Below are 12,504 nucleotides of genomic sequence, written 5' to 3'. Positions count from 1 at the left end.
CTCAATATATGATTAGAGCTTGTATCTCTTGTAAAAAAATCTTCTCGTATCCTAAACTTCTCCATTGCAGCATTAGCACACCTGATCAAAATCTTCATCATTACTGGGTGTCATGACATCAATATCAATCAAAGGAATTAAATTATGTGCCTGCCTTGCTTTGGCACATTGTGCATCCCCAGCCTGCACCTCTTTACAAGATGAACTGCGTTGTTCATACATGGTACAACTGACCTGCTGTCCAACAACACCATCCAATGCAATACAACGGGGTTGTTTTTGATTGGTCCCTTGCATACATGAATATACTGCAGTTAACGGTTCTACATAATCTGAAGGCATTGCTTCTCCCTCCGCCCAATAAAATGAGACTCGGAAAAAGGCGCAACACGCCCCACAGTTTAAGCACGCATCCTGTGCTGAGATTTGTGACAACATTTTTTTAAGATTCTCGTTATCAGTTTAAGATTTTGGCAAGAAAATCCTAAAAAAAGTCGTATCCAAACACAATAGATTTTTTGAGTTTTTTTATTGAGGACAGGTAAACACGGTCTCATCCATCAAATCAACACCACACTGTAAATTTTCAATCCAATCTAAAAATTGATTGATCATTTCCTTTCCAATAAAAGGTTTGCCATGCTGAGGTACGATCATCTCAATATCCATCTGACGCACCATTTTCACCCATAAGCGAATGATTCTGTTGGTACACATATACCGTTGATGAAAACCACGCATACTTGGAATATGACTATTAAAATCATCTATCGGTGTAGATGCATCATCAACAATAGATGCCCCCATATCCCCAGAAAATAAAATTTTAGAGATGGGGTCGTAAAACTGAAAATTCCCTACTGAATGTAAGAAATGTGCAGGAACGACAATAATTCGAGTTTCACCCAAAGGAATTGAACCCCCTTGATCAGGTAACTCAATCAAACGTTCTAACCAACCGCCTTTCATACGGTCACTCATAAAAGCGGAATTTAAGTGAGGTAAAAAGCGCGCCCACAACTTAGAAGCGACCACTTTAGCATCGGTATACACTAACCAACGTGGCATTGAGGTAATAATGTCAGGGTCTTGATGAGATGCCATCACATAGTCTAGGTTTTGCAAACGTGTGTATTTATTTAATTCCATAGTTAAAGGTACATAAGTTAAATCACCACCTGGATCCAAAACTGCTGCACGTTCATTATTGAGAATCAAAAATTGATTGGCTTGTACACCTTCGCCTTTCACCAAACTGGTAAAACTAATACATTTATGTGTGCCATTATCAAACAAAACTTGCGATGTGGTGCGATCTAAAGCCATACCCAGAACCCCAAAACCTTTTTTAAAATAAATCTTTATTTATCCCATACAACATATAAGGTTTTCTTCAAAGTTACAATAAATATACAACCTAAGTTTTATGATTATTTGTGTGATTATTCTCAAAATAATAAAAAACCCAACACTAGGTTGAGTTTTTTTATCTTGAAAAGGTGCTGATCCAATCACAGCTTAAAGCTGCATCGAAAAAACAGCCTTAAAAAAAGTAATGTTGTACCAATGCGGCAACACCAATGATAAAGAATATCGCTGCGCCAATTTTATGAATTAAAGAAATTGGTAATTTATCTGCCAACTTATTACCAATAAATACAGCAGGTGCATTGACCAACATAATGCCCAGTGTAGTCCCTAGAGTGACCCATCCGATACTGTCAAAACGTGCAGCAAGTGCTACTGTCGCAATTTGAGTTTTATCACCGATTTCAGCCAGGAAGAACAACACAAATGTTGCACCAAAGACCCCATATTTCTGCCATTTATTGATGCTTTCAGATTCATCATCCAGTTCGTCTGGAATCAGCATCCAACCTGCCATGGCGATAAAGCCGAGTGAAACGATCCATAACAGAACAGTTGGACTGAGTACTGTGGTAATCCATTGCCCCAGCACAGCTGACACGCCATGATTGACCAATGTCGCAATCAGAATCGCGAATAAAATCGGAATAGGTTTACGGAAACGTGCAGCAAGAAGTAATGCGAGTAGTTGCGTTTTATCGCCCATTTCGGATAAAGCAACAACCACCAAAGAGATGAGGAAGGCATTTAACATGTCAAAGTCTCTGGCTAGCAATATTTACCGATGACTTACCCCTCCTGCTAGCCAATATGAATAGTCACCTATCCAACGCGGAGTGATAAATCAAAGGTCTTGCCAACAAAAGATAGCTGAGTACATGCCTTCAGCTAAATTGGTTCTTTGCTATGATGACCATACTCTGTTGAGTAATTATGTTGATCATCACCCATTTATTATCGTATTGATAACAAACAGCGGCTACTCCCCAATGAAGTACAACTATTCTACAATGCTTTTCAGTTTATTTTCAATTTTTACTATTCAATATCTTAAACACCAATCAAAGCAAAAGATTTGATCGGCTTAAATATAAAAAAACCCCGCATAAAGCGAGGTTTTCTTAAATTTAAAACTTAAAGCAAGATGTTACGAATGTCCGATAACAACTTGGTCAATTTATTGGTAAATCGAGCCGCATCCGCACCATTAATCACACGATGGTCATAAGACAATGACAGTGGCAACATCAATTTCGGATCAAAACCTGAACCATTCCAAACTGGCTGCATGGTGGCAGGTGAAATTCCCAAGATTGCAACTTGTGGCCAGTTGACCAAAGGTGTAAACGCTGTACCACCAATTGAACCTAAGCTGGTAATTGTAAAGTTGGCACCTTGCAGATCTTTCGGAGAAAGTTTCTTATCACGTGCTTTTTTACTCAACTCACCCAATTCGATCGCAATTTGCTTAATTGATTTTTGGTCAGGATTGCGCAATACAGGAACAGTTAATCCATCTGGTGTCGCCACTGCGATTCCCATATGAATTTCCTTACGTAACACCACTGACTTTTGATCGTCAGCAAGATGACCTGCAAAATAAGGTTCTTCTTTCAACAAGAACGCTACAGCTTTCGCAATAAAAGCAAGAATGGTTAAGCTTATACCGTCTTGCTTAAACTTACCTTTGAGTTCACCACGCCAAGCTTCAAGCTCAGTAATATCCGCCAAATCAAATTGTGTTACTTGCGGAATAAAATTGTTCAGTGACAACTGCGGTACAGACACTTGCTGTAAACGTGTCATTGGCGCAATTTCACTACCACCAAATGCGCTGAAGTCTGGTAAAGCAGGTAAACCTGAAGCAACCTGAGCAACTGTAGTTTGTGGCGCTGCTTGTGGTGCAGTCAGTTTCGCTTTAACAAAAGCAAAAACATCGTCTTTCATCACACGTGCATGTGGACCAGAAGCTTGAACTTGAGAAAGTATAACGCCCAATTCACGTGCAAGTTTACGCACAGCTGGACCCGCATAGACTTTGGCATTTTCAGCTTGCTGTGCTTTTGATAATTTCTCACCCGAGTCTACAGCAGTAAGCGTCTCAACTTTTGCAGATGCAGTAGTCGGTGCTTGAGCTGCGACTGGTGCTGTTTCTTGCGATGATTGAGTTGCAGGCTTCGCTTGAGGAGCTGGTGTTGCTTGACCTTCTGCTTCAATGGTCACCAAAGCGGTACCTTGAGTCACAGACTGATTCAATTCCACATGAATAGCACTGACCACACCTGCAACTGTGCTTGGCACTTCTACAGATGCTTTATCAGATTCCGCAACACAAAGACTTTGATCTTTTTCAACACGGTCACCCACATTGACCAAGATTTCAGAAATAGTCGCTTTGTCCACGCCCAAATCTGGCACAGTGACCTCAACTTTACCTGATTGAGTCACAGCGGACTGTTCTTGTGCTGGGACTTGAGCAGATGCTGTAGTTGTTTGCTGAGACTTTTCAGCAGACGGTGTCGTTGACGTTGCGGAATCACCTGCAGTTTTCACCGTAATGAGTAGCACGCCCTCTTTTACACTGTCGCCTTCTTTAACGACAACACTTTCAACTGTACCTGCGACTGTACTTGGAACTTCAACTGTGGCTTTATCTGATTCGACAACAACAATGCTATCGTCCACAACAATTTCATCACCAACTTTTACTAACACTTCGCCTACTAAAGCTTTTTCCACACCAATATCTGGAACTTTCACTTCAACTGTTTGTGATGTCGTATTTGTAGATGCTGAATTTGCCACAGGCGCCACAGACTCAGTTTTAACTTCTGCAACAGCTTCTGCTTTTGCTGGCTCTTGAGCAGGTACTTCAGCGGCTTCTGTCACAGTTGCATCAGCAGATTCAACTTCAATCAATACTGCACCTTCTGAAACTTCGTCACCTTCAGCAACCGCAATACGTTTTACTACACCTGCTGAAGTGCTAGGCACTTCAACAGAGGCTTTATCAGATTCCAGCAAAACGATACTGTCATCTACAGCAATGGTATCGCCGACCTTGACGAGGATTTCGGCAACCGTTGCCTTATCTACACCAATATCAGGAGTTGTAATTTGCATCATTATTTCTCCTCAGTAGATTCAGTATAAGCTGCAACTTCTTGCACAGATGGATGTGCTTGAGGTAACCATGCAACTGGACGGTCAACATCAAGTTCAAACGAAGAGATCGCATCTTTTACTAAACGTGCGTCCACTTCACCTTCATCGGCAAGTTTTTTCAATGTTGCAACCACGATATGAGCAGCATCTACACCGAAATAGCTACGCAAGTTGCCACGTGTATCTGAACGACCATAACCATCTGTACCTAAAGTTACATATGGACGGCTATCTGGAAGGTAAGCTCGGATCTGTTCGCTATATGCGCGCATATGATCTGTTGCTGAAACGACAATACCATCGGTATCACGTAACTGCTGAGACACCCAAGATTCTTTACCATCTTCAAGTGGGTGCAAGCGATTGTATTCTTCAACAGCCATACCATCACGTGCTAACTCATTGAAGCTTGTTACGCTCCACACATTAGAATGAATTTGGTATTCATCACGTAAAATTTGTGCCGCTTTGATAACTTCACGTAAAATTACACCTGAGCCCAACAACTGAACTGTGGCTTTTTCATCTTGGTTGAATAAATACATACCACGCTTGATGCCTTCTTCAGCACCTTCAGGCAATGCAGGTTGATCATAGTTTTCATTCATGAGTGTCAAGTAATAGAACACACGTTCTTGATTGACATACATGCGTTGTAAACCATCATGCACAATCACAGCCAACTCATAACCAAAGCAAGGATCATAAGCCACGCAGTTTGGAATAGTTGCTGCCAAGATATGTGAATGACCATCTTGGTGTTGTAAGCCTTCACCATTCAAAGTTGTACGACCTGCTGTTGCACCACACAAGAAACCTTGTGCTTGAGAGTCACCTGCAGCCCATGCAATATCACCAATACGTTGGAAACCAAACATAGAGTAGTACATATACATTGGAATCATTGGCAAGTTATTGGTGGAATAACTGGTACCCAATGCTGACCAAGCACTCATCGCACCTGCTTCATTGATCCCTTCTTGTAACATGTGACCATCTTTTGCTTCACGATAGTTCATGAGCTGTTCTTGGTCTTCAGGCGTATAGTTTTGTCCGTGTGCAGCGTAGATACCCAACTGACGGAACATCCCTTCTAAACCGAAAGTACGAGCTTCATCAGGTACAATTGGAACAACACGGTCTTTAATGGCTTTTTCTTTTAACAATGCTGCAATCAAGCGCACCATCACCATCGTCGTAGATTGTTCTTTACCACCACTGCCTTTCAATACACCATCAAATACTGAAAGTTCAGGAATCGCCAAAGCTTCGCTTTCTTTACGACGTGCAGGTAGATAACCACCTAAAGCTTCACGACGAGCTTTCATATATTTCAATTCAGGCGAGTTTTCACCAGGACGATAGAATGGTAATTCTTCAAGCTGTTCGTCATTGAATGGTAAATTGAAGCGATCACGCACATATTTTAATGAATCAAGTTGCATTTTCTTGATTTGATGCGTTTTGTTAACTGCTTCGATTTCATCAGACAAACCATAACCTTTTACAGTTTTCGCCAAGATCACTGTAGGTTGACCGTTACTGGTCATTGCTGCTGCATAAGCTGCATAAACTTTATATGGGTCATGACCACCACGATTTAGATTATCAATATCTTCATCGCTCAAGCCTTTCACTAATTCCGCAGCTTCTGGATATCTGCCAAAGAATTTTTCGCGAGTATACGCACCGCCTTTTACTTGGTAACGTTGATATTCGCCATCTAAAGTTTCATCCATTAATGCTTTTAAAGCACCAGAAGTATCTTTATCAAGTAGAGGGTCCCAATGACGTCCCCAAACCACTTTAATCACACGCCAGCCAGCGCCACGGAATAACGATTCAAGCTCTTGAATAATTTTACCATTACCACGAACAGGACCATCTAAGCGTTGTAAGTTACAGTTAACCACCCAGATTAAGTTATCGAGTTTTTCACGACCTGCCAGCGAAATCGCACCCAAGCTTTCTGGCTCATCCATTTCACCATCGCCAAGATAAGCCCAAACCTTACGGTTTTCTTCCTTGATCAAACCTCGATTCATTAAATATTTTTGAATATGTGCTTGATAGATCGACATGATTGGACCAAGACCCATCGAAACCGTTGGGAACTGCCAATAGTCAGGCATTAAATAAGGATGCGGATAGCTTGAAAGCCCTTGACCACCGACTTCACGACGGAAGTTACTCAATTGATCTTCAGTTAAGCGACCTTCCAAGAATGAACGCGCATAAATACCAGGCGCACAGTGCCCTTGGTAATAGATCATATCGCCGCCAAAGCTATCACTATTGGCGCGGAAGAAATGGTTAAAACCAACATCATATAAAGTTGCAGATGAAGCGAAACTTGCCAAGTGACCACCTAAGTCATCACCTGTTTTATTGGCACGCAATACCATTGCCAAGGCATTCCAACGGATCAATGCACGAATGCGACGTTCCATATCTTGGTCGCCCGGCATTGCTGGAGACTCTTCTACAGGAATGGTATTTAAATAAGGAGTATTTAGACGCTGAATGGGAACATGCTTTGAAATGGCTTGCTGATATAATTTTTCTAATAAAAACGCAGCACGTTCAGTCCCCATATGCTGGAGCACTGAATCAAAGGCATCTTGCCATTCTTGTGTTTCCTGAGCGTCGCTATCACCGTAATACGCCATTTTCCACTTACTCCTTGAATAATTTTCTATATATTATATGTATCATGTTTTAGCCCTGTTAAGTTATCGTTACAGACGAATGCAGATTGTAGGTATTATTTAGGAACTAAATAGTTGTTGACTAAATGACACTTAAAATAACAAAAAACCGCCAATAATGGCGGTTTTTTACACAATATAAATTCAATTTAATGCTAGTCTGAATACAGGATTTAATTCAACGCGACACTGAATATCATCCTCAATATCCAACATAGACACTCAATGAATTACGTGATTGTTTTATGGCAACATCGCTAAGTAAGAAGAAGGGTTCTTGCGTTGACCATCTTTTACAACTTCATAATGTAAATGTGGACCTGTGCAACGACCTGTACAGCCTACATTGGCAATATGCTCACCTGCTTTGACTTGATCACCTACACGCGCAATCAGACGTGAGGCATGTGCATAACGTGTGATATAGCCATTGCCATGGTTGATTTCAACATATTGACCATAGCCTGTACCCCAACCTGATTTGGTTACAATACCAGGACCTGTAGCATAGATTGGTGTACCACTTGGTGCAGAAAGGTCTAAACCTGAATGATGTTCAGCGCGACCACCCATGGTACGACCACCGAAATCAGAACTCACACGCTTCATGTCTGGAAGAGGATGCGTGACTAACCATGAATATGGAGAACTTGCTGAATAACGAGAAGTGGAATTTGAGCTAGAACCGTATTTTTTAGCAATGCTTGCGTTGTTTAACTCGATTGGAGCATCTGAACTGCGTAGCGTGACATTCATCTTTGCTGAAGCAGGAAGGTCTAAATCATCTGGATTGTAAGAACCTTGAGAAAGTGTCTTGGATAATTTTTCTAAACGATCTGGAGTTTGAATCAAGTCTGCAAATGTCGCAGTAGCAGCTGAAGCAGCTAGTGTAAAAGCTAATAAAATACGTCGCGTGTGCATAAAAACCTCTTTAACTGTTCTTAGTCAAGTTTCTTGTGTGATCTCATCCTTGATATCTGGTGAAACGAGCGCTTAAGATAGGACATAAATATGTAGGAACAATGTATGTCTGAACCCAAAAACGTCTTCCAACCAACAAGACAACACTTAAAAACAGGAAACTTATCGTTTCTTACAAAGCAAGTTGCTGAATGGCAAAAACTTACTAAATTAATTCAACCGCTACTTCCTCAACCTGAGAATTGGCGAGTTGTCTGTTATCAATACGGTATTTTGACGATTACCGGTGAAAATCAAGCCATGATTAGTCAACTCGGTTATCTTCAAAAGCAGTATATTTCTCAATTATCACAAATCAATGAACTACGTGATTTACAAAAACTACAAGTCCGATTACATATTGAAAATACCAATACTGAAACGTCCTTACAACCCCATAAAACGGTAAGCTCGATGCAACCCGCAACATCCGAAATGTTACAAAATGCCGCTAGTTTTGTGAACGACCCTAAGCTTAGCCAAGCTCTACTACGTTTGGCAAGCAATAAAAAGTAAACAGAATAGATAAAATTAAGATTTGAAACTGTTTAAAATATGACTCAATTCACATTTATTAATGTTACACTATAACACAATCTAGAGAACACAATGACTTATGTCACATTGACGAAATGAATTGGACACAATTTCTCGTCATCAAATGTTACAATTTCATAGCTGCTTGGATCACTTTTCACATTGCGTAAAAGTTGATTATTTAGTGCATGACCCGATTTGTAACCATCAAATTTGGCAATAATTTGATGTCCAAGCAAATATAAATCACCAACGGCATCTAAAATTTTATGACGCACGAACTCGTCAGCAAAACGTAAACCTTCTTCATTGACGACGCCAGTATCATCTAAACCCACAGCATTATCCAAACTTGCCCCCAATGCTAGATTGTTGGCTTTTAAATAATCTAAATCCTTCATAAAGCCAAAGGTACGCGCACCACTAACTTCATATACAAATGTTTCAGTTGAAAAATCAATGGTTGCGGATTGATATTCTTTAGCAAAGGCTGGATGATCAAAGTCGATGGTAAAGTTGATTTGGAACCCATCATGAGGAGAAAAAATTGCACGCTTATCGTCTATCAGTGCTTCAACAGGTTTTAAAATTCGGATAAATTTCTTTGGTGCATCTTGTTCAACCAACTCACCTTGCATGAGTAAGTAAATAAATGGACCTGCACTTCCATCCATAATCGGAATTTCAGACGCTGAGACTTCGATAATCAGGTTATCAATCCCCAATCCCGCAATCGCACTGGTGACATGCTCAATCGTGCCCACCTTAGTTTCTTTACTGACCAAGTTTGAACACATAAATGCTTCTTGGATCAGCATGGCATCCGCAGGGATATCGACAGGTGGATTTAAATCGATGCGTCGAAATACAATACCCCCATCCGCCACATGAGGCAAAAAGTTAATCATGACTTTTTGTCCACTATGTAGTCCGATGCCACTCGCTTTAACGACTCGCTTCAGGGTACGTTGTTTCAACATGCTAATTCGGTCTTCGTTCTCAAATCCGCTATACGTTAGCACATTTAGCCATTGATAAAAAACAAAAAAGGTAATGAATCTCACTACCTTTTTCGACAATATTAAATATTATTAATATTTATCAATTATTTACGCTGTTGATTTTTCAAATAATCTTGAATACTCATTGGCGTAGAACGACCATTTGAACTCGGCGCCGTCACAGGTGCACCCTCTTCCTGACGCTGTTTATTGATCGCAGGAATATCATCTTCATCTACAGCATGATGTTGTGCTTGTTGTAAATGAGCTTGAGCAGCACTATTTACATGTGTTCTACGTTTCGCTTCAGTCGCGTCACTTGCGTTACGCGTCAAACCTGTAGCTATCACTGTCACACGAATTTCATCACGCGCATCGGGATCAAACACAGTACCAAAGAACACTTCACCTTCTTCAAGGTCAACGATCTGGTTGACAACATCCGTGATCACTTCTGTTTCACGTAATGTCACATCTGCACCGCCAGTGATATTGATCAACACACCTTTAGCGTTCATGATGTTGACGTTATCAAGCAATGGGCTACGAATCGCCAAACGTGCAGCTTCTTCAGCACGATCTGGACCACTGCTTTTGCCTTCACCCATCATGGCATAACCGCGGGTACTCATTGCAGTTTTTAAGTCAGCAAAGTCAAGGTTAATATGACCTGGACGTACCACTAAATCAAAAATACTACGAACCGCATTCAACAATACATCATCAGCTTTACGGTAAGCATCTTGCATCGAGATGTCACCATATACGCTGAGAAGACGTTGGTTCGGAATAATAATTAAAGAATCAACATGCTGCTCTAATGCTTCGATGCCTTTTTCAGCTGAACGCTGACGGCGACGACCTTCAAAATTGAATGGCGTAGTCACAACACCTACAGTTAAAATTCCCATTTCCTGAGCAATTTCAGCAACAACTGGTGCAGCGCCTGTGCCCGTACCACCACCCATACCGGCAGTGACAAACACCATATCTGCACCTTCAAGGTGCTGACGAATTTGCTCGCGGCTTTCTTCAGCAGCAATTTGACCTACATCTGGATTCGCACCTGCACCTAGACCTCGCGTACTTTGCTCACCAAGTTGCATTTTAAAAGGTGCATTCATACGATCCAGGGCTTGTTTATCTGTATTTGCACAGACAAATTTCACCCCTTTAATGTCAGATTGCACCATGTGTTGTACAGCATTACCACCGCCGCCGCCAACACCAAACACAGTAAAACGGGCTTGACCGTTGTTATCGGTTTGTCCATCGTCTAAAAATTCAAATGAGGCCATGACCTTTAGATTTCCTAATATAATGTGGCAGTCACTTAAGCCCGTATACTGCCTTGATCTTCAATAATAAAAATTGTTTTTAGGATGCTGTTCATTACAGAGCTTGTCAAGTATTGGATAGAACACTTACAACTTCCTAACAATATTCCCAAAAAAAATACACCTAAAAAATACCTTTTAATTTGTTATTCAAGGCATTCCAACCATTCACAATTCGGTCAAAGAATGGTCTTCCCCCTTGAACTTCAGGCTCCTCAATCGCCTCTTGCATGTCACTTTGACTAAATAAAAGTAAGCCTGCCGCTGTAGCATACATTGAACGACGTAATGAAGGTAAGTTCTGATCGTCAGTGACCACCTGTAAAGGTGGATTGCCTAGATGTGCAGAAACGCCCAACATACGACGCGCCAAAGTCACCATGCCTTCAATTTGACAAACATCACCTGTCAGTACAACACCATGATACAAGCTTTGCAAGGCACCACGCTGCTCTAGTTCGTAGCGCACTTTAGTTAAAATATCTTCATAACGTGCAATAATGATTTCAGCAAGTTCTATGCGACTGATGGTTTGCGGACCATCAATTGCCTCAAACTGGATCATGTGATCAGGTTTGACTTGATGGATATCGACACAGCCATGAAGCAACTTAATCCGTTCAGCTTCTTCAGTGGTGGTCTGCAACACTGTCGCAATATCACGTGTAACATTTTCACCACCACATTGAATGGTGCTGGCTAGAGCCAAATGACCTTCTATATAAACAGCAATATTGGTGGTACCTGCACCAATATCGAGTAGGCAAACACCATATTCTTTTTCATCTTTCAGCAAACTGCCCTCAGCAGTTGCCAAACACGAAACCACCATTTTCTCAACAGAAATATTGGCACCTTTCATAGCGCGATCTAAGTTCTGCATGGTACTGATCGGCATCATCATCAATTGATAATGTGCAGTCATACTATTGGCAGATAAGTTAATCGGATTTTGTACCCATTCAGTTGAGTCATCCAACTCAAATCCTAAAGGTACAGCACTCGCCAAATAGTGATCAGCTGCCATATGACTGGCTTTTGCCAACTCTAGAGCACGTACCACCTCAGTTGTGGTAATCGTACGTTCTGCGTTTGAAATCGGGGTACGTCCAATTGCATAATGGCTTTGTAATTCAGTACTTGGAATCGACACCCATGCTGAATGTATACGACATTCAGCCATATCTTCAGCTTCTTGAACGGCTTGTTTAATTGCATTTGTGACTTTATCAAGGCTCACAATTTTGCCTTTATTCATTCCTTTATTACGTGCGCTTGCCATGCCAATAACCTGAATATTATCAGGGGCATGTACTTTACCAATCAGTACTGAAACTTTATGTGTCCCAATGTCAATTGCAACAACTGAGGGAACAGCTTCATTCATCGCTTTGCTACCATTATCTTCATTGTTTATGTTTGGCTCTA

The 12,504-nt window shown here is 41.1% G+C and carries 10 protein-coding genes and 1 riboswitch; of the genes, 1 reads left to right on the top strand and 9 read right to left on the bottom strand.

Annotated features, from left to right (window positions below):
- Positions 1-72: 72 nt before the first annotated feature.
- From TOL5_RS00940 to TOL5_RS00915, 6 genes are all read right to left on the bottom strand, one after another.
- The gene (locus TOL5_RS00940; RefSeq protein WP_026040289.1) at positions 73-438 is read right to left on the bottom strand and encodes a YkgJ family cysteine cluster protein; all 366 of its coding nucleotides are present in this window, start codon (positions 436-438) and stop codon (positions 73-75) included.
- A 90-nt stretch (positions 439-528) separates the two neighbouring features.
- Positions 529-1,326 (bottom strand): MBL fold metallo-hydrolase, encoded by a 798-nt coding sequence (locus TOL5_RS00935; protein WP_004826099.1) that lies wholly within the window; start codon positions 1,324-1,326, stop codon positions 529-531.
- Positions 1,327-1,543: 217 nt separating this feature from the next.
- Positions 1,544-2,122: a TMEM165/GDT1 family protein gene (locus TOL5_RS00930; protein ID WP_004826097.1), complete on the bottom strand. Its 579-nt coding sequence runs from the start codon at positions 2,120-2,122 to the stop codon at positions 1,544-1,546.
- A gap of 89 nt (positions 2,123-2,211) precedes the next feature.
- Positions 2,212-2,368, bottom strand: a riboswitch (yybP-ykoY riboswitch).
- Positions 2,369-2,502: 134 nt separating this feature from the next.
- Positions 2,503-4,491: a 2-oxo acid dehydrogenase subunit E2 gene (locus tag TOL5_RS00925; protein WP_406935506.1), complete on the bottom strand. Its 1,989-nt coding sequence runs from the start codon at positions 4,489-4,491 to the stop codon at positions 2,503-2,505.
- A gap of 2 nt (positions 4,492-4,493) precedes the next feature.
- Complete coding sequence (aceE, locus tag TOL5_RS00920) at positions 4,494-7,202, bottom strand: pyruvate dehydrogenase (acetyl-transferring), homodimeric type (RefSeq protein ID WP_005035172.1); 2,709 nt, start codon at positions 7,200-7,202, stop codon at positions 4,494-4,496.
- 282 nt (positions 7,203-7,484) lie between these two features.
- Positions 7,485-8,162, bottom strand: coding sequence for a M23 family metallopeptidase (locus TOL5_RS00915; RefSeq protein ID WP_004826089.1), 678 nt, complete (start codon positions 8,160-8,162; stop codon positions 7,485-7,487).
- 105 nt (positions 8,163-8,267) lie between these two features.
- Here TOL5_RS00915 and TOL5_RS00910 point away from each other — a divergent pair, with 105 nt between their 5' ends.
- Entirely contained in the window at positions 8,268-8,717 is a 450-nt protein-coding gene (locus TOL5_RS00910) for a hypothetical protein (RefSeq protein ID WP_004826088.1), read from the top strand.
- 98 nt (positions 8,718-8,815) lie between these two features.
- Here the strand turns inward: TOL5_RS00910 and lpxC are convergent, their stop codons facing one another.
- The 3 genes from lpxC to ftsA all read right to left on the bottom strand — a co-directional run bounded on the left by lpxC (position 8,816) and on the right by ftsA (position 12,463).
- On the bottom strand, positions 8,816-9,718 hold the full coding sequence (gene lpxC, locus TOL5_RS00905; protein ID WP_009585483.1) for a UDP-3-O-acyl-N-acetylglucosamine deacetylase: 903 nt from the start codon (positions 9,716-9,718) through the stop codon (positions 8,816-8,818).
- 125 nt (positions 9,719-9,843) lie between these two features.
- Complete coding sequence (ftsZ, locus tag TOL5_RS00900) at positions 9,844-11,037, bottom strand: cell division protein FtsZ (protein WP_004826084.1); 1,194 nt, start codon at positions 11,035-11,037, stop codon at positions 9,844-9,846.
- 163 nt (positions 11,038-11,200) lie between these two features.
- Positions 11,201-12,463, bottom strand: a complete 1,263-nt coding sequence (gene ftsA / locus TOL5_RS00895; protein WP_004826082.1) for a cell division protein FtsA — start codon at positions 12,461-12,463, stop codon at positions 11,201-11,203.
- Positions 12,464-12,504: the final 41 nt, after the last annotated feature.

This window comes from Acinetobacter sp. Tol 5 (assembly GCF_019702905.1).
In the GTDB taxonomy this organism is placed as follows: Bacteria; Pseudomonadota; Gammaproteobacteria; order Pseudomonadales; family Moraxellaceae; genus Acinetobacter; species Acinetobacter bereziniae.
Note: the sequence above shows the minus strand (reverse complement) of the source record. Positions and strands in the feature narration are given on the sequence as shown.